7 protein-coding genes and 6 pseudogenes are annotated in these 18603 nt (G+C 67.7%); 4 read left to right on the top strand and 9 right to left on the bottom strand.

Annotated elements, in window-relative coordinates; all coding sequences use genetic code 11:
- Positions 1–188 precede the first annotated feature (188 nt).
- The 6 genes and pseudogenes from ACYVMZ_RS33905 to ACYVMZ_RS33880 all read right to left on the bottom strand — a co-directional run bounded on the left by ACYVMZ_RS33905 (position 189) and on the right by ACYVMZ_RS33880 (position 7822).
- Positions 189–1538, bottom strand: coding sequence for a protein kinase domain-containing protein (locus tag ACYVMZ_RS33905; RefSeq protein ID WP_461086599.1), 1350 nt, complete (start codon positions 1536–1538; stop codon positions 189–191).
- A 271-nt stretch (positions 1539–1809) separates the two neighbouring features.
- Positions 1810–2475, bottom strand: a pseudogene (locus ACYVMZ_RS33900) (protein kinase domain-containing protein); the annotation flags it as partial.
- A gap of 114 nt (positions 2476–2589) precedes the next feature.
- Positions 2590–3642: an AraC-like ligand-binding domain-containing protein gene (locus ACYVMZ_RS33895; protein ID WP_461086597.1), complete on the bottom strand. Its 1053-nt coding sequence runs from the start codon at positions 3640–3642 to the stop codon at positions 2590–2592.
- A 321-nt stretch (positions 3643–3963) separates the two neighbouring features.
- A pseudogene (locus ACYVMZ_RS33890) lies at positions 3964–5125 on the bottom strand (IS3 family transposase).
- 89 nt (positions 5126–5214) lie between these two features.
- Positions 5215–6292, bottom strand: a pseudogene (locus tag ACYVMZ_RS33885) (IS630 family transposase).
- Between the two features lie 71 nt (positions 6293–6363).
- Positions 6364–7822, bottom strand: a pseudogene (locus ACYVMZ_RS33880) (NF041680 family putative transposase).
- Between the two features lie 240 nt (positions 7823–8062).
- Between ACYVMZ_RS33880 and ACYVMZ_RS33875 the strand changes: the two are divergent.
- Together ACYVMZ_RS33875 and ACYVMZ_RS33870 are read left to right on the top strand one after the other, a co-directional pair.
- Complete coding sequence (locus tag ACYVMZ_RS33875; RefSeq protein ID WP_461086609.1) at positions 8063–8626, top strand: GNAT family N-acetyltransferase; 564 nt, start codon at positions 8063–8065, stop codon at positions 8624–8626.
- 144 nt (positions 8627–8770) lie between these two features.
- Positions 8771–8966, top strand: a pseudogene (locus tag ACYVMZ_RS33870) (IS5/IS1182 family transposase); the annotation flags it as partial.
- 212 nt (positions 8967–9178) lie between these two features.
- Here ACYVMZ_RS33870 and ACYVMZ_RS33865 read toward each other — a convergent pair.
- On the bottom strand, positions 9179–9739 hold the full coding sequence (locus ACYVMZ_RS33865) for an RICIN domain-containing protein (protein ID WP_461086596.1): 561 nt from the start codon (positions 9737–9739) through the stop codon (positions 9179–9181).
- A gap of 169 nt (positions 9740–9908) precedes the next feature.
- The gene (locus ACYVMZ_RS33860) at positions 9909–10892 is read right to left on the bottom strand and encodes an AraC-like ligand-binding domain-containing protein (RefSeq protein WP_461086594.1); all 984 of its coding nucleotides are present in this window, start codon (positions 10890–10892) and stop codon (positions 9909–9911) included.
- 467 nt (positions 10893–11359) lie between these two features.
- On the opposite strand from ACYVMZ_RS33860, the pseudogene ACYVMZ_RS33855 reads away from it, so the two are divergent.
- Both ACYVMZ_RS33855 and ACYVMZ_RS33850 read left to right on the top strand, forming a co-directional pair.
- A pseudogene (locus tag ACYVMZ_RS33855) lies at positions 11360–11758 on the top strand (IS6 family transposase); the annotation flags it as partial.
- 591 nt (positions 11759–12349) lie between these two features.
- Positions 12350–13168, top strand: coding sequence for a hypothetical protein (locus ACYVMZ_RS33850; protein ID WP_461086592.1), 819 nt, complete (start codon positions 12350–12352; stop codon positions 13166–13168).
- Positions 13169–13349: 181 nt separating this feature from the next.
- Here ACYVMZ_RS33850 and ACYVMZ_RS33845 read toward each other — a convergent pair whose 3' ends face one another.
- Positions 13350–18584 (bottom strand): NACHT domain-containing protein, encoded by a 5235-nt coding sequence (locus ACYVMZ_RS33845; RefSeq protein ID WP_461086590.1) that lies wholly within the window; start codon positions 18582–18584, stop codon positions 13350–13352.
- Between the last annotated feature and the right edge of the window lie 19 nt (positions 18585–18603).

The following is an 18603-nucleotide window of genomic DNA, read 5'->3' as shown; positions in this document are numbered from 1 at the left end:
ACCGCGCGACGGCGCAGCTCAAGCGGGTAACGGGAGGGTCGTGCCATGACTCAATCCTTTCACGGAATCGAGTCTCTACCTGACACGGGGCGGTTCAGAAAGCGACACGCCGACAAGTTGATTCTTTACGGGTTCAGTAGGTGCGACAGCGCTGTCAGGAGGCGCCGCAAGGGAATTGCCTTTAGCTGTCATCTGTCATTACCTGTTCGGTGGCTCCATCGCCCGGTAGCAGGATCCCAAGCTGAGACAACTGGAGCCCCTCCCCTGTCGCCTCTGGCACACCATGCATCCCCGTACCATGATATAAGAGGAGAGTCTTCCGAGAATCCCTCAAGTGAGGCGAAATCGACTGCCGTCAATTGTCCCAGGGCCTCAGCCGGCGTATCTTCGGAGATGTGGACTCGCACGCCGTTCCCCTCAAGCGTCAGCATGACTTGACCCGCGGGTTGGGAGTGGGACGCAGCTGAAGCGACTTGGCGCCTCATAAAGCGCCGCGCTGCAGAACGAGTTGTGCGGTCAATCGCCCCGGCGAGGTTGGTGCCAAAAGTCGACGCCAACGCTTGCACGAACGGAGTTAGCGCCATGGTGACCATCACTGTTTGCCAGTTGACGGAGCCGACGCCGGCCCCAGCCGGCGTCTGCGGGCCTGGCACGATGCTCGGCGGGGCGGCCTGGAAGGACGCGGCCACGCGCAGACACTCCTCGCGCATGGACTCGGCGCTTGGGAAGCGTTCACTCGGATTCTTCTTCAGCGCGCGGGCGACCAGCGCGTCCACGGCTGGCGGCAGGCCACGGTTGATCACGGACGGATTCACTGGCTCCTCCTGCACCTGCGCGTACGCGGTCGCCAGCGGCGAGTCCCCGTCGAATGGCACCTGTCCCGTGACGAGCTGAAACAGCATGATGCCGACCGAGTACAGGTCGGAGCGCGCGTCCATCGCCCGACCCAGTGCTTGTTCTGGGGAGAGGTACTGCGGGGTGCTGACCACCACGCCGGTCTGGGTAATCGACGTCACACTGGACTGCATGGCACGCGCGATACCGAAGTCCATCACCTTGACGACGCCGCGCTTGGTCACCATCACATTGCCCGGCTTGATGTCCCCATGGACCAGCCCCATCTCGTGACTGCTCTCCAGCGCCGCGAGCAGATCTGCGACGATCTTCAGCGCCTTGTCGGGCACTGCACCGAATTGCCGTACGTCCTCGTCGAGGACCGAACTCAGCGACCGGCCCTCGATGTACTCCATGACGATGTACAGCGTCGTCATGCCGTCGACGGTGTCCTCACCGGTGTCGAAGACGGAGACGATGTTGGTGTGTTTGAGTTTCGCCACGGCTTGGGTCTCGCGGTGGAAGCGCTCGCGGAAAACCTGTTCGCGGCCGAGTTCGGGGTGCAGGGTCTTGATCGCGATCTGCCGGTCGAGCACGGTGTCGTACGCGAGGTGCACCGAGGCCATGCCGCTCTGCCCGAGTAGGTCGTGCAGCTGATAGCGGCCACTGGCCAGCGCCCACCCCGCATTCCCGCCCTGGCTCATGTCTCTGCGTCTCCCATCCGTGCGGCTGGCGCCGACAGGCGCCCACGATCAGTGGTCCACTGCCGTCTTCCTGAGAGGCTGCATCGAGCCCGGCCGGCCCGTGGTGCCCCTGCGGCGTCCCGGTCAGCAGCCAGTCGGCTGCCGGCGGGCTGTCACGGCCGGCGTCGTTCTCGGTACCGGCCAGGGCCGGGCCTGCGAGGGCGGTCAGAGCGCCCAGCAGGTCGGTGAGAGGGGGCCGGTCGGGCGGTTCCACGGCCAGGCAGCGGGCAATCAGCTTCCGAAGCGGCGGTGTGAGACCTTCCAGGTCTGGTTCCTCGTCCTCCACCCGGCGGGCGAGCTCATGACGGGATCCCTCGCCGAAGGGCAGGTGACTGGTCGCGGCGAACACCAGCACGGCCCCCAGACGGAACACGTCACTCGCCGCCTGGGCAGGGCTCCCGAAGAGCTGCTCCGGCGCCATGAACTCCGGCGATTCCACCAGCACCCCGCGCCTCGCCAACGCGCTGGCCTCCGCCGCCGGCACCAGCCCGGGATCGACCAGCCGCGGGCCGTCGGTGGTCAGCAGCACTGTGGACGGCTTCAAGCCCCCGTGAACAACGCCCGCGGCGTGCAAATCCTGCAGTGCCCGGGCCAGGCCCACTCCCAGCGCGGTCACCGACTCCGGCGGCAGCACCCCGTATTTGTCCACCGCCTCCGTCAAAGGCAGCCCCGCGACGAAGGCACAGGCCAGCCAAGGCCGTTTGGCCTGCGTGTCCACGTCCACCATCGCGGCGGTGGAGGTGCCGCCGACCCCCCGTAAGCCGGCGGCACTTTCGGCAAGGCGGCTTCTGAATGCCTCATCAGCCGCGAACTCGCGGTTCATGACCCTGACCACCACCGCCGCCTCGCCGCTGGGCAAGCGGCCCAGGTACGCCTTGCTGATCCGCCCGCCGCCCACCTGGCCAACAGCTCGTACGGCCCCACCCGGCTCGGGTCCCTCCCCGCCCGCAGCGCCTCCACGCAAGGTCCTCCTTCCGCGCCGTACCGCTTCCCCCGGGGCTGTTGCCACAGGTCACCTCTCCGGATGGGGCAAGTGCGCCTCCGTTTTGCCAGCATGTGGAGTGTCGGGGTTCGAGCAAAGGCCCGTCGTTGTCTCCGGGCGCCAGGCCGTTGACGATGCGCGCCCACCATGCCGGTCCCGGGCGAGGCGGCGCAGGTCGCCCGGAGGCATGCCGTAGGCGGCGCGAAAGACGCGGCTGAAGTGGGCCTTATCGGTAAAGCCCCAGCGCGCGGCCACGGCCTGGACCGTGCGATGGCTGTGACGGGGATCGGCCAACTCACGATGGCAGTTCTCCAGCCGCCGCTGGCGTATCCAGCCAGCAACCGTCAAGCCCTGCGCGTGAAAGAGGCGGTGCAGATGGCGGGTGGAGATGTTGTGAGCGGCCGCGACCGCGGCCGGGGTCAGGCCCGGGTCCGCAAGATGCTGTTCGATGAACGTGCGGATGCGCAGAACCAGGGCATGGTTACGGGTCTCGGGTGGTAGTTGCCGCTCCGCCTCTATGTGGTGGGCGCACACGGCAGCCAGCAGATCGGCTGTGACGGCCGCCAGCCTCGGAGCGTCAGCTGGAGTGTAGGAGTGGGCATCGGCGAGCATCTGCTTAAGGAAGCCGACCAGTAACCCTCCTACGCCCTCGGTTCCGGACAGCTGCATGGCAGTGAGAGCGCGGAACTTGTCTGCCGACAGCGGCAGCGACGTGCGGGGAAGCTGCAGATAGATCGCCGCTGCCCCCGTAGTTTCGGCGTGGGCTTGGATGTGCCAGGGGCGTGAGGTGTCAGTGAGCACCAAGTCACCGTCGGAGCCTGTCACCTCCCGCCTGCCCTGGCTTATGGTGTAGCTCCCGCGGCTGCAGAAGATCACCTGGTACATCTCGGGGTCCGACTGCCTTATCAACTTGGCAGACCGCCATGACTCCAGAGGCGGGCAGCTCATCGCGGAGACCTGGACTGCGCCCAGATCCAGCAGCCGCAGCTCCGCCCGGAAATCCGATGCGTGAGCGCTGCGCAGCATGTTGGGGATCAGCGTGTTCCCCGTCATGCTGCACCAGTAGTCGAACCGCTCCGCCACTGGTAAGAGGCTCGTCCGGAGTTCCGTGGCCATCCCCATGAGTCCCCCACTGAACTTTGCCGTCGGGCCAGGGACGTGACCCTCTGCCCTAGGGAGCACGCCGTGTGACCCTGCACTGATGTTCCCCAATTCAGCCACGGTGCATTGCGGTTTTGAGGAAGATCTGAGAAGACGCTGAGCCGGTCGGGGCTCGCCGCCTCATGGTGAAGGATTCTCCGTGCGGATCATGCGCCGAATACTGGCCCGGGCCGCAGCCAGGTCGTCCTGTGCTTCGCTGATCTGGTCGGTCGGGACTGCTGCATGATCGGGTGACAGCGGGGTTTATGCAGCCAAGGCTGCGGCTGGGGTCATGATGGTCTCGTACTCGATGGGGGTCAATCGGGCCAGGCGTTTCTGACGCCGGCGTCGGTGGTAGGTGCGCTCGATCCAGGTGACGATCGCGATCCGCAGCTCCTGGCGGGTGGCCCAGGTACGGCGGTCGAGGACGTTCTTCTGCAGCAGCGCGAAGAAGCTCTCCATGGCCGCGTTGTCGCCGGCCGCACCGACCCGGCCCATTGAGCCGACCAGGTCATGACGTGCGAGCACGGACACGAACTTCCGTGAGCGGAATGAACAATGCATCCGGCGGCCTGGCCGCGACGGGCCACCGCGGATTCAAGGGCCCGCACCGCGAGGCTGGACTTCATCCGGGCATCGATGGAATAGCCCACGATGCGGCCGGAGTACACGTCTTTGACCGCGCACAGGTACAGCCTGCCCTCGCCGGTGGCGTGCTCGGTGATCTCCGTGAGCCACAGCCGGTTCGGCCCGGCTGCGGTGAAGTCCCGCCGTACCCGGTCATGGTGGACCGGCGGCCCGGCCTTAGCGTTTTTCCCGCGGCCTCTTCGCTTGCCGAAGGAGCTCCACCAGCCGTTGTCCCGGCAGATCCGCCAGGCGGTCCGCTCGGCCATCGCCTCACCGGCGGTCCGGGCCTCGTCGAGAAGGAAGCGGTGGCCGAACTCGGGATCGTCGCGGTGCGCGTCGAACAGGGTGTTGGCCCGGTATGCCTCGGACAGTTCGGCGTCGGTGACCGGCCGGTCCAGCCATCGGTAGTAGGGCTGGCGGGCCAGCCCGAGTACCCGGCACGTCACCGCCACCGGTACCCGGTGAGGGGCAGCGGCGGCGGCCAGCTCGCGGACGAGCGGGTACATCATTTTGACGGCAGGTTCGCCTGCGACAGATACGCCGCAGCCCTCCGCAGCACCTCGTTCTCCTGCTCCAGCAGCCGGATACGCTTGCGGGCCTCGCGCAGCTCGGCCGACTCGCCCGACGCCGTCGCGGGCCTGGTGTCCTCGTCGGTTTCGGCGCGGCGCAGCCACTTCGACAGAGTGATCGGGTGGACGCCGAAGTCGGCGGCGATCTGTTCCAGCGTGACGCCGGGCTCGCGGTTGCGCGCGACCCGTACGACGTCCTCGAGGAACTCCTTCGGATACGGCTTGGGCACTGCAACATCCTTCCAGGCCACCTCTCGGCAAGCCAGGTCAAGTGTCACCTATCCGTGCAGCAGTCCCGATCTTTACTGACTTCGGCTTGTCAGGGTGAGGTTGGATTGTCGAGGGTCAGGCCGGTGCCGGCTATGAAGCCGTCGAGGGTGTCTGGCCAGTATTGAAGTCGTTTGAGTCGGTTGCGGACGAGGGTTTCGAGTTGGTCCAGGGCGAGTACGGCGAGGTTGGCCAGGCTGCGCTTGACGTGCGCCCATACCCTCTCGACGGGGTTGAGGTCGGGCGAGTAGGCGGGCAGCAGGAATACCGTCAGCCATTCACGCTCGGCGATCAGCTCACGCATGGCGTGGGAGACGTGGGTGTTCAGCCGGTCCCAGACCAGCACGATCGGCGCTTTGACGAGCTGGTGGACGCCGTCGATCAGAGCGATGAAGTCGCGCTCGCCCATGCTGCGGCGCTTGCCTTTGCCTGCGGAGTGGACGCGCAGGCGGTGGCACAGCCGGGTGCGGGAGCCTGGCCGTATCGCGATCAGCCCGGCCACTGACAGGCGCCCCGAGCGGCGGCCGCTGACGGTCACGACCGGCGTGTGGCCGCGCCGGCCCCAGGTTCGTCCTTTGGGCGGCCGTCGGGTGACCCGGCTTCGTCCTCGAAGCAGATGTAGCCTCCGCAGGCCGCCCGGGCCCTTTTACCTCAGCCCCAGTCGCCTCCTTCCACAGGGTCACGGCCTGCTCGTCGCGTTCGGCGACCCGCCGCGCGGGGACCTGCGGGCTGAAGCCGAGCCGGTGCATCAGTCTCGTCACCCCGGAGACGCTGTAGGAGACGTGGAACTTCCTGCCGATCAGCGTGGCCACCCTCGCCGCGGTCCACACCTGGTCCTCCACCCAGCCATGCGCGGCCGGCCCCTGCTCGAGATACCCGGCGAGCTTCTCCAAGCAGCGCGGCGACAGACGGCATCGCGACCCGCTCGGGCCACGGGAGGCCAGAGCCTCACGACCGCCGTCCCGCCACAGCTGGTGCCACTGGTAGGCCGATTTCAGGCTCACCCGCAGGCGCCTTGCGACCTGTAGCGGCTTGATCTCCTGCTCGAACAGCTCGGCTGCCTGCATCCGTACCGTTTCGCGGCGCTGCCGCCCCGCAGCGGTCAGCCCGCCCCCATCCGCATACCTCACACAGCACGGAATACAGCCACCACTCCATACCCTTCAGGGACTTCGCAAAGATTCACCCTGACGAGCCGAAGTCAGTAACCTGTGCGGCGGGGTCGTGGGGTCGTTGACTTCTTCGTTCGCTGCTTCCCGGCGCCTGGTTTGCGGACGGTGTGCACGTCGTGACGCGGGGCGGGCCGGGTGTTCTTGCGGCCGGGTGGTCGTCCCGGGCCAGGGCGGGAGGATTTCGGTGCTCTGGCGGGGCAGGCCACCTGCGGGCGCAGGTGCCGAAAACTGCGGCGGACGCGAGCCGGAGTGAGCCTGTTCGGCGGGCTCATCTTCTCCCACGGCCGACGCAGGTCGGCCGCCAACGGTCGGGCCAGCCGCAGCTGGGTGTAAACGGCGAGGATCAGCCAGGTCCACCGGTCGGCCGCCTCAGGAGTACGGATCTTCGGGCAGGTCCAGCCCAGCGTCTGCTTGAACAGCCGGAACGTGTGCTCGATGTCGAAGCGCCGCAGGAAGACCTGCCAGAGCAGGTCGACCTGGGTATCGGTGGCATCGGTGCCCGACCACCACAGCCACACCGGCTTCGGCCTCGCGCCGCTGGGCAGATACTCGACCTGCAGACGGATCACCGTGCCCTCGATGACCGGCAAAGTGCCCAGCTGGGAGACCCACGCAGAGCGGTGAGTCAGCCTGGGGTGGAGCCGGTCCCAGGCCCTGGCGGTGGCTGCCATACAGACGGGTCTCGGTCACGGTCGCCGCATCGGGAGCGTTCCAGGTGGCCGGATCGCCGAAGACGAACTCGCCGCCGTGACGGGGCGGACGGCCCCGAGTGCCCGGCTCGCGGGGCGGTGCCGCCCGGCGCAGGACCCGGTCCGAGCGCATCCGGCCCAGTACCTGCACCGGCAGATCCCCCAGCAGGAAGGCCAGCCGGGGCATGTCGTATCCGGCGTCCACCACGATCAAGACGTCTGGGTCGCCGTCCCTCCACTGTCCGGCGTCCATCAGCCGCTCGATGAGCTCGCGCATCTGCCGGGCGGTGACCGTGGCGGCGTCCTCCCCCGGCGCCAGACGCAGAGCGTCCAGCGGCGCGGTCCAGGAGCTGCGGCCCGCTTCCAGGGCGCAGATCACCGAGTAGGGCCAGCCGGGGATGGGGATGTGCTGGTCCTTGCCGCGTCCGTAGGTGTGGCACAGGATCCGCTGCGGTGAGGTGTGGGCGTCGGGGCGCAGCCAGCAGGTGATGTCGGCGGCCAGCACCAGCCGGCCGTCCCCCGCCCGCGGCAGCGGCACCGCAGCCAGTGCCCGCCGGAGCCGGGCGATGTCCATCCGCCCCGCGGCCAGGGCGTCATACAGCCCGCCGTGTCCGCGGCGATGCTCGCCCACCAGCGACAGCTCCACCAGCGAGCGGACCGGGCCGTCCGAACACAGCACCGCGTCGGCCAGTTCGAACAGCGCATCCGAACGCCGGGTCAGGCAGGAGTAGAACTCGCCCCGGAAGCGTGACAGTTCCGCCAACGCCTCTTGCCGGGCATCGCGATGCAGCAGACTCATCTTCACGGCCCTCGTGCTGGACGTGTGTGTTCCTTGGTCGGAGCACATGTTCAGACGAAGGCCACTTCTGTGTACGGCAGTTACCGGACCAAGTGATCAAGTTCGACGCACCATTCGACACCGAAGGTTAAAGATCAAGCTAGGAGCGTGGGTCAGTAACGGCCTGGCTGCAGCCGAGGCTGGAGCGCGGGGGCTCGGCTGGGCCTTGGGCTGGCTAGGCTGCCGGTCATGAATTCGGCCATGACCAGCGGTGTGACCACTGAGCCCGCCATCCTTGACGCCATGGAGCTGGCTGCCGATCCGGAGCTGGAGGTCCGGTTTGCGGAGTCGGCTCACCAGATCCTGGCGGACCTGGTCAGTGGAGGTGCCGCGCTGGGCTGGGTCGAACCACCCTCGCGGGATGAGGTGGCGGAACTTCTCGGCGTCGTCGTCTCCGCGGTGCAGGCTGGGGATGCGGCCCTGCGTGTCGCTTACCTCGGCCGTCGGCTTGTCGGGTTGGGGTACTGGCTCCGCTACGCCCGACCGACCCATCGGCCACACGCCGATCTGGAGAAGATCGCGGTAGACGCTGCTGCCCATGGTCGTGGCGTCGGTCGGGCGCTGACTGCTGCCTTGATCGCTGACGCCCGGGAGGCGGGTATCGAGGTCCTTACTCTGGACGCCCGTGGCGACAACACCAAGGCCCTGCACCTCTACCGGTCGCTGGGCTTCACCGAATACGGCCGTTTGGCCGGCTTCGTCGCCGTCGGCGAACGCCGCTACGACAAGGTCTTCTACATGCTGGACTTCCGCCGACAAGGCTGACCACTGCCACGCACCAAGGCCCGGCGGCGACCCGCTGGCGCTTCGCGATCTTTCGTGCGAGATGATCACGATATGCGTGGTGGGGATGGACTGTTCGAGGTCGAACCGGTCGAGAAGAAGCGGTCTCGGGGCCGTCCGGCGGCGGTGGACAAGACGTTTCGGGCCTTCGACCCGCACCAGGTCCGCTGCCGCCGTCACTGGACGACTGGCTGCCCGAGGACTACCTCGCCCGGTTCGTCGCCGAGCTGGTCGAGGATGTGCTCGACCTCTCGCCGGTGCTGGCGGGCTACACCGAGAAGCGCGGCTACCCCGCCCTACGCCCCGGCTGATGGTGCGGATAAGGTCTGCCTCCCCTCGGCCGCATGCTCCTTCGGGACCTTGGTGGCCTTGAGGATCTCGGTGCGGTCGACGTCGTCTGGGGCCTTGACGAACGGCGCGATGCCGCAGATAGCGCGTAACCACGACACCTGCTGCCAGCCGATGTTGACCGCGCCGGGCTCGTCCGGCGCGGTCGACTCCTCAACGTCGAGTTGCTCTGGGACTATGAGGCTGTTACTTGTCGATGTTCCAGCGCTGGCTCCAGGTCGAGTAGCAGTCCCAGACGTGGAGTATGGCGCCGTCTGTGAAGCTCGGCCCCTTGACGTCAAGACACCGGCCGGACGCAACGTTCCTGAGCTGGGTCCAGCCGCTGCTGCCGATGCGTTCCCACAGCTGGTTGTTCGCGTTGTCGTTGCAGGTGTACTGGTACACGGCGTTCCCGTTCGCGTTGGGAACGTCCTCGGACTTGTCGAGGCACTTTCCGGAAAGTGCGTTCTTCAGCTTGTAAACCTTATTGCCATTGGAGCGCGTGTGGTCGTACGAGATTGTCCACCGCTGGCTGCGCACCTCACCGGTGGTGTAGTTCGCCCACAGATGCGCCTGCCCCCGGTCTGCCGTGGAGCGGTTCTTGATGTCGAGGACCTTCGTGCCGGAGGACCCGCTGGGGGTCTGCACGCTGACCCAGGTGGTGTACAGCGGAACCGGCGCAGCATGGGCTGGTGTCGTCGATGCGACGAGTGCTGCTGCGGCAGCCGTGCTCGCGGTCACGACGGCTGCGAGTCGCTTGTAGTGCATGTCTCCCTCTTCTCTGCAGTTGGGGCGCCCACGTCTGAGGTGGACTGACCACGGGGCCGGAAGGCCGGACCACCGGCATGCCCTTATCTCTGCCGCACGTTGGTGCGCTTCCTTGAGTGTCGGGGCGAGAAGGGAAACAGGGCGTTATCTATTGGCGCCATGTCGTTGACTATGCGCGCCTACTCCGCTGGCTCTGGGCGAGGTGCCGCAGGTCGCCCGGAGGTATACCGTACGCGGCGCGAAAGACACGGCTGAAATGCGCTTTATTGGCAAAACCCCAGCGGGCGGCAATGGCCTGAACGGGGCGGTCGTCGTAGCGGGGATCGAACAAGTCGTGGTGACACTTCTCCAGCCGACGCTGGCGTATCCAGCCGGCAACCGTCAGGTTCTGTGCCTGGAAGATACGGTGCAGCTGGCGGGTTGAGATGTGGTGAGCAGCAGCGACCACAGCCGGGGTCAAGCCCGGGTCGGCGAGGTGCTGCTCGATGAACCCGCGGATCCGCATGGCTAGAGCATGGTGGTGGGTCTCGGGCGGCAGATGCCGTTCCGCTTCTAGGTAGTGGGCGCACATGGCGGCCAGAAGATCGAGGGTGACAGTCGCCAGCCGCGCAGCGTCCGCCCGAGTGTAGGAGTGGGCATCCGCCATCATCTGTTTCAAACATGCGGCCAGCAGCGCACCCACACCTGTGCGACCGGATAACTTCAGCGCGGTCAGGGAGCGGACCTTGTCTGCTGGCATCGGCAGGGGTTGCCGGGGGAGCTGCACCATGATGCCGTCCACCGTGCCGGTGTCAGCTGCGGCCCAGCCATGCCAGGGGCGCGAGGTGTCGTAGAGCGTCATCTCGCCTGCCGAGCTTGTCGTGTCACAGCCCCCTTGGATGATCCGGTGGCCACCGCGGAGGTTCAGCATCAGCTGGTAGGCCTCGGGATCGGACCGCCGGATCAGCTTCGCAGGCCGGTACGTCTCCAACGGCGTATACCTCAAATCGGATACCTGCACGGCGCCCAGGTCCAATAGCCGCAGCTCTGCCTGAAAATCTGATGAGTGATCGCTGCGCAGCTTATTGGGGAGCAACGTGTCCGCCACCATGCCGCGCCAGTAGTCGAACCGCTCCGCCCTTGGTAAGAAGCTTGTCCGGAGCTCCGTCACCATTTCCATGAATCCCCCACTGAAAACCGTCACCGTACGCAGGAGCGCCGTCGCCTCCCTGCCATGGGGACGCTGTGCGCCCCCGCACTGATGTTCCCCACCTCCGCTAGCGTGCAGTGCGGGGTTGTGGCGTAGCTGTTGAGCCTGCTTATTGATCTTGGTTGTGGCCTGCTGTTGCTCAGCTGTACTGAGTGGTACGTCTGTTCCCCAGGGGAGGCTTACGCCGGGTCGAAACGCTGGCGATGGGGGTACGTGGGTTGAGCTGGCTGTTTTGCTCTGCGCAGTGAGCTGAGCGGCATGCCGGCTTTTGCGCAGTGTGGTCGGCGCGCCTGTAGGCAGGGTGGGTTGGCGGCTGTTCCCGGCTGGTGGGAGCGCGTTGTTCAGCGGGCGTACAGGCGTTGCCAGGACACTGTCACGTTGGCTGTCGGGTGGGATGATCTTCGGGTTGATCACGCTGGAAAGGGTCGTCCGTGGACAGCGCGCCGCCGTCGTACAAGGGGCACCGATACCCAGTCGAGATCATCTCCCACTGCGTGTGGCTGTACCACCGCTTCCCGCTGTCGTTCCGCGAGGTTGAGGAGCTGATGCTCCAACGCGGTGTCGTCGTCTCCTACGAGACCGTCCGCCGCTGGTGCGCCAAGTTCGGCCAGGCCTACGCCAACGGACTGCGCCGCCGCCGGCCCCGTCCCGGGGACAAGTGGCACCTGGACGAGGTCTTCATCAAGGTCAACGGCGAGCAGCGGTACCTGTGGCGGGCCGTAGACGCCGACGGCAACGTCCTGGACGTCCTCGTGCAGAACCGGCGGGACACCGCCGCGGCCAGGCGGTTTTTCCGCAAACTGATGAAGAAGACCCACATGGTGCCCCGGTGTGAGTTCCCGGCTCTGTGTGGTGCCTCAAAGCGAGTTGAGCTGAGGAGTCGGAACAGAGCTGGATTTTCAAGGGGAGTTGGCACGCGGTGCTGACCAGGTTGAACTGCGAGGCGTCAGTCTCTGGGCAGAGGTATACGGGTCTGTGAGCTGCTGATACGTGATCGAGCTGGAATATCGTGGATACCTCGGGAACCCCTGTGGTTTTGACGGCGTTTGTGCAGGTCAGGGAGCTGATGGAGTGCAGGGGTGGGTTGCTGCTTCGTGGGCGACTCTCCTGAGAGGCGGCGACGGTACGCACTGCCGGGGCGTTTACGATCATGGCTCGTTGGCCGGTCTGTGAGGCCCCAGTCCGGTCAGTGGTGCGGTACCCGAAAGAGCGCTGAGCACGGCCCCGGTGGTGGCGGGGGAGCTTGTCCTCGTGCCGCCGCACGATCCGGTGGACCCCACAGGATCAACCGGCCCGTCCGTGAATCACGGACGGGGCCCTTCGCGTGCGCGGCCGGACCGTACGGCTGGTTGGAAAAGCGGCGGTGGCGGGGCGTCCCGCCGGGCAGAATCGGGTGATCGACACGTCCCTTTGGGGGAGTTATGCAGGAACTTCGCTTCGACGACGACATCCGGTTCACCGCAGCAGTCAGCAGCGATCAGACGTGGCTGAAGCGCGCGCTGGGAGCCCACGAGCTGAGCGTCCAGCTTGCTGTCGGAGTGTCGCCCTTCATCGAGGCCGGGAAGATCCTCGCCCTGGAGACAGACCTGTTCGGCTTTGACACGACCGGGCAGCGCCAGCGGCTCGCCCGGACGACGGCGAACTTGGCGTACACCCCGAAGATCACCGTCCACCGCGTGAACCTGTTCTTCCCGCTGACGTCGCTGCAGGTCCATGCGATCGAGGAAGGCCGCACCGGCGACGTACGGTTCGAGATCGACCTCAACGCGACGCTGCCGCAGGCGCCCGGCTACCCGGGGAGCGCCCAGGACACGGCGCACATCACCATCGCCAAGAGCCGGTGGGAACAGCAGCTCGCGCAGCTGGGGCCGTCCGCGGCGTTCGAGATGGCCGTGCCGTATCCGCTCGGTGACCCGGAGAGGGACGAGGTCGGCCGGACCCTGCGCGAGGCGCAGCGTCTGCTGACCATGGGCGAGATCCCGGCGTCCATCCTGCAGATCAGGCGGGCACTGGAGTGGGTCCGGGAGAACGCGGGCTGGGACAACCCCGGCAGGAAGGTCCCCAGCCAGTGCAGCCAGACCGAGCGGTGGTGGCGGATCCAGGACGCCCTGTACAGCCAGACGTGCGGTGCTCTGCACAATGACGCGGTCACCAGGGACTTCGCATACGACCGGGGCGAGGCCGAGACGCTCCTGGCGATGACTGCCGCTCTGCTGCGGAATGTACGCACCGCTGCGTGATGTGAAGGCGTCATCCCCCTTGGCAGAGCCCGTTGTCGGGATGCCGGCACGTCACCTCTCCGGCTGGCGCGATGGGCGGCGGCACGCTCGCAACCGCGGTCCCGGCCCGAGGGGCGTCAGCCGCCGCATTCATGCCCGCATCGGCGGTCGTCTGGGCGGCGCCGGATGGGCGGATGGCGTGTCATCGCCCTGTTCCTGACTGCAGGATGCGCAGCAGGAGAGCGGGGACCGAGACATCCGTGGCGGTGACGAAGTCATGCACGGCGTCGGGCAGAAGAAGGTCTTGCTGTCGGTGCAGCCGCGTGTGCAGGTCGTCCGCGATGTCTGGGGTCAGAGCCGTGGCCGCGCTGTACAGGGAGGAGAGTTGGGCGGCCCAGGCGTCTGAGGTGTCCGTGCTGGTGATGGCTGCTTCGGCCCGAACGCGCGCTTCGGGGTCACGCTCCAAGCGGCGGATGACCGCTTGGGCGAACGGCGGGTCGACGGATTTGGTGAAGTGGCTGGAGATCCATGCGCTGTCGTGGGCCACCTGGTCTACGAAGCCGGTGGCCTCGATGGCCGCGCATGCCAGCGGGTAGTAGACCGACACATCAACCTCGATCTGCCCGTGCAGGGCACGCTTACGCTGGAGTGCCTCCCAGGTGCCGGTGACGGCTGCATCGTCGGGAAACCCGGCGATCAGGGCGAGGAACGCGCCGGACGAGGGCGGTGGGTAGTAGCCGCTGGGGCGGCTGTCCAGTTCGCTGTGCAGCGCGCGACGCACCGTCGCGGCGTCGAGGCCGAGGCCGAGGGGGTCGGCCAGGAGCATGGGGGCGACAGCCCGTCGTCGATGGCCGCCCTCATGGAGATTGGCGATCAGAACGTCCAGCAGTTGCGGCTTCCCGCGGTGGACGTGGGAGTACCAGGCCAGCACGGAGTCGTGGGTGAGGAGGCTGGGGTGTGCGGCGACGGCTGCGGTCAGGTCCTGCGCGAGCTGTGGGTGGCGGTCGGCGACCAGCGCGAGGTACTCCCAGGCCGTGTCGGAGTGGTCAGAGAGCATGCTGCCGGTGAGGCGTTTGAGGAGGGCGTCGCCGAAGTGGGTGCGCAGGGCGGGCCAGTGGTCGGCGATCTCGCCGAGCACGAGCAGGTCGAGGTCGATGGCGAGGAGCTCACCCAGGGGCAGCCGGGCGGGGCGCCCGTCATGATCGACGAGGTCGTCCAGCAGGTTGAGCTGGTCGGTCAGCAGGGCGCCGAGCCATGCGGCCCGCCGACGTGCCCAGTTGTCGTGGCCGAGGCCTGCGGCCGCCTCGCGGATCACGCCGCGTGCTTGCTGCCAATCAGAATCGGGAAGGGCACCGCGGTCGCGGTCACGCAGCAGATGAGTGTGGAAGGCTGCGGAGGCGGCGGAGCGGACCAGGTCGTTCGGCTCGTCCGGCCAAAGGGCGGTCAGCCGGCGGATGAGGGCGCTGTCGCCGGGGTGGTCCCGCAGCAGGGTGCACAGGTGCAGGCGGGCGGCGGTGGGCAGGGGCGGGTGGGCGGCATACAGGCGGCCCAGGACCTGCTGGAGAGCGTCAGGGTCGTTGCCGTAGCCGGCTAGGAGCGCGGCCAGGGGACTCTGCGGTCTTTGCAGCATGCTGCGGGCGCGCGTGCGGGCAGCGGTCGTTGCCGGTAGAGCAGCAACGACTGAGGCTTCGGCAGAGAACTCGTATTCGTTTGCGGGTGTGTGCAGTGCGTCCAGGCACGTCTGGGCGATCTGCTCGGCTACCGGCCCCGAGGTGAGTGACTGCTGCTGGCAGCTTTCCAGCAGCGCCTGGACGACGATCTCCTTGCGGAAGCGGCTGTCTGCCGGTGGCGGTGTGCTGAGAAGGGCAAGGAGCCGCTCCTGCGCCGGCTGGGCACCCAGGACACGGACCGCCGCATTGGCCACCAGCGAAGCCCGGCCTGCCTCGCCGTTCAGCACGGTGCGCAGGGCCTGCTGCACCTCGGCGTCGTGATCCCAGTGTTCGGCCAGCGCATCGGCCGCCCAGTGCGGGACACTGCTGTGCTGCAGTTCCCTCAGCAGCACGGAGCGCAGCACCGGCCCCCGGTCCAGGGTGGTCAGGAAAGGGAGCTCGAAGTCCAGGAAGGCTTTTGGATCGTGTCGCAGGAGTTCCTCGACCGCGGTGGCCACGGCGGGCTCATCGGGGTAGGTATGGGCGAGCGCTCCAATGCCCAGGAACCGGATCTGGTGCGGATCATTCACCAACGTGCTGGTGATGTAGTCGATGACGGCCGCTTCCTGGGCGCAGGCCAGCAGCAGCACGCCCCACGCCACGCTCCGGGCGCCTGAGCCGGGGTGTCGACCGGACACGATCGACAGGCAGGTGTCACGTACCTGCGCGGCCTCCTCAGGAGCCTCACCCAGGCAGGCCGCGATGACGGAGGCGAGCAAGGACGTCCACATGTCATCAGTGATGTCCTCGATGGCCAGCCGGCTGACCAGCCAGGCGCGTTCGTCGGCCGTCAGGGCGGGCGGGCGCGGCCCGTCCGCCCCGCGGCGGGTTGCGTCCTGTCCGGGCAGGACGCCCAGGACGGCAGCCAGGGCAGTCAGCCGCAGCCCCAGCACGGGCTGCTGCCGGGCTGCTGCCGCAGCAGCTGTGACGCGGTCGTCGTGGGGCCAGCCCAGCAGCAGCCCGTGCAGGATCACCGCTGCATGATCGGCGGTGACAGCACGGCGCATCGCCGCCAGCATCGCCTGCACCACCTGCTCCTGGCCTGGCCGGGCACCATATCGGGCGGCGAGCGCGCGGGCGGCCGCCCGCGCGGTGTGCACGTCCTGCGACCTCAGTGCCGCCACCAGCAGCGGCCAGACCGGCTCGGTCAGCTCCTGGTCGCCGATCACCTGCCCCAGCCGGTGGAACACCTGGGGCGGCAACGGCTGGACGGCCAGCACCCAACGGGACAGCCGCGGCACTAGATCACCGCCCACTGCTGGATCGTCCAGCCCGGCCACACACGCGGACAGCAGCCGCTGCTGATGTCCGACGAGGGGGTGGTTGTCGATCACTTCCATGATCGTGGCTGCGTGACGACGGGCCTGGGGGACAGGCAGGCGGTTCCCGCCGAAGACGGCCTGCGCCCACAGTTCCCGCACGGCCAGCGCGGCCGGTTCCGGTCCGGCCGCCTGGTCGGCGAGGTCCTGGACCAGCTGGCTGGTCTCCTCGGTGCGCTTCAGCTGCCACAGGACGGCCAGCAGTACCTCGTGCCAGCGTGGATCCTGAGCGCGCTCCTCGAACAGGGCGCGCAGGTCTGCAAAGGACCACTGCTGGGCGGCCTGTTCGGCGGCCAGCTGCTCCAGCAGGACCCGGTGCAGGAAGCCGATCTCGCGCGGGCCGTGCCGGACCAGCACACCGAGCTGTCCCTCGGCGATGTCGACGAACCCCCTTGCCTGTGCGGCGGCAGCGGCCGTATCCAGGGCGAGATGACGCGGGTCGCGCAAGGCGCTGATGATGTCCGAGCGGACACTGTGCTCGGACACGGCCTGGACGTCACCGCGCAGTTGGTGGGCCAGCGCCACGTGAGCCAGGACCTGACGAATGTCGTCGGGGTGCAGTGTGTGGGGCTCTGCGGTGATGCCCGCCGCTGTGCCGCGCCGCGCGGGATGCTCACTCAGCAGATGGTCAATGGCGCTCCCGTATACCTCGAACCGCCTGGTCGGCAGCGGAGCTCCCGCCATCCTCATGCCGGTCAGCAGGATCAGGAACAGCGGAATCCGGGCGAGATGGCGAAGATCACGCACGCCGGACAGTTCCTTGACGAACGCCTCGGCCGCCGTGCTGCCGTTCGCGGCAGAACCCAGCCAATGACCAGCCACCTCTCGCTGCTGGCGCAGCGAGAGTGGGGCCAGCGAGGCGTACTGCCACACCCCCGTCGGCTGGAGCCGCGACAAGCCGTAGGGGCGGGTGGCGGCCACCGCGGGCAGCTGGCGCTGGTCCAGAAAGGTCTCCAGCGCGGTGAGAGCTTTGCGCGCCGCGCTCTCGCTCACCCACTCATCCAGGCCGTCGATGACCAGCAGCAGCCGCTCATCGGCCAGCGCCCTTTCCACCAGCGGCCACAGATGTCCGACGTCGTACTGCTCCAGCCAGGCCCGCAATGTCGCTGCCAGCGATGCCTCGGCACCGTCGTAGTGCGCCAGCCGGCGGGTGAAGAAATGGAAGGGAACCCACAAGGGAAGACGGTCACCGAACTGCTCGGTCCAGCGCGGCAGAGCGGGAGAATCGGCGAACAGGTCCAGCAGGGCAAAGCGCAGCAGACTGCTCTTGCCCGAGCCGGGTTCCCCGACCAGGACATGGCGTCGTGCTCCGGCCAGCCAGACGTCTGCGCTGGTGCGGATCCCGGTTGCCTCCCCGGTCACCGCCGGGGAGGCGGTGCTGACGGCCACCGACTGCTCCCCGTCGTAGGCACCAGGCGCCGTGAGCGCCGTCTCCGTTTCCCCCGGGCGGTGGCCGAAGGCGGATGCCTGCGCCCTGCGATACCAGGCCGTGGGAGACACCCCGGAGGAGATCGCCTCGGGGGTTGCCGGCTGGGCCGGCCAGCGGCCCAGCCGGCGGACCGGGAACACGTCGGGTAGAACGAACCGCTGCTGCAGGTCCGGCTGAGCCTGTGCGTGCTGCAGGGCGATCGCACCGGAGTCGGTGTGGGCGAAGAAAGTGGCGTAGAAGGAACCCAGCTGTTCACGGAGAGCGGCAACCTGCACGGCATCGAGCCGGGTCGCCAAGGAGGCCACCTGCTCGGGCCCGAACAGCTCCTCTACCCACGCGCGGCCGAAGAAGTCATGGACGACGTGCGGGCGTTGCTTCAGCCAGTCCGACAGATACTCCGCATCCCACACCTCGAAGGAGATGCCCTCCTCCGCCAGCCGCTCACGTTGCTTCACCACCTCGTCGGCGGTTTTTTGAGGGACGGCCGACAGGCTGGTGGCGTAAACGAAGACCCGGCTGACCGCAGCCCACGTGCCGTCGAGGAAGTCAGTGACGGCCTCCTTGAGCTGGCTGGCGGTCAGCGACTTCACCCGCCGTGACTGCAGACTCAGGTAGACGCGCTCGGGAGCAGAGTCGCTTTCGGCTGAGCCGTCCGGCAAACGGACATACAGATCGATGCCCTGCTGATCCTGGCCCTGAGTGCCGTACAGGCTTCCCTGCGCCCGGGCGTCGTAGGCGCTCATGCGCCCGGTGGCGCTGTCGCCACCGGCATGATCGGCGGAATCCTCGACCGTCCCGCGCTCCACCGCACGCTTCAGGCACAGCCGCTCGAAGTTCTCCCAGGCCAGATGCTCCAGCGGCAGGAGCTGCTCGCTCGTATGGACGGGCAGCGGAACCGACTGCGGCGACACCAGCGTGTGCAGCCGGGCCGGTGCTTTGGCGTACTGGGACGGGCTCGTCGAGAGTGTGTGCTGCCGCATGCACCCCATCATCAATCAC

The sequence above is a fragment of the Streptomyces deserti genome, from assembly GCF_054782695.1.
Note: the sequence above shows the minus strand (reverse complement) of the source record. Positions and strands in the feature narration are given on the sequence as shown.

What these genes read in the sequence shown, in the direction of transcription:
- ACYVMZ_RS33905 (WP_461086599.1), bottom strand. Translation starts at nt 1,538, where the DNA reads ATGAGCCAGGGCGGGAATGCGGGGTGGGCGCTGGCCAGTGGCCGCTAT.
- ACYVMZ_RS33875 (WP_461086609.1), top strand. Translation starts at nt 8,063, where the DNA reads ATGACCAGCGGTGTGACCACTGAGCCCGCCATCCTTGACGCCATGGAG.
- ACYVMZ_RS33865 (WP_461086596.1), bottom strand. Translation starts at nt 9,739, where the DNA reads ATGCACTACAAGCGACTCGCAGCCGTCGTGACCGCGAGCACGGCTGCC.
- ACYVMZ_RS33860 (WP_461086594.1), bottom strand. Translation starts at nt 10,892, where the DNA reads ATGGTGACGGAGCTCCGGACAAGCTTCTTACCAAGGGCGGAGCGGTTC.
- ACYVMZ_RS33850 (WP_461086592.1), top strand. Translation starts at nt 12,350, where the DNA reads ATGCAGGAACTTCGCTTCGACGACGACATCCGGTTCACCGCAGCAGTC.
- ACYVMZ_RS33845 (WP_461086590.1), bottom strand. Translation starts at nt 18,584, where the DNA reads ATGCGGCAGCACACACTCTCGACGAGCCCGTCCCAGTACGCCAAAGCA.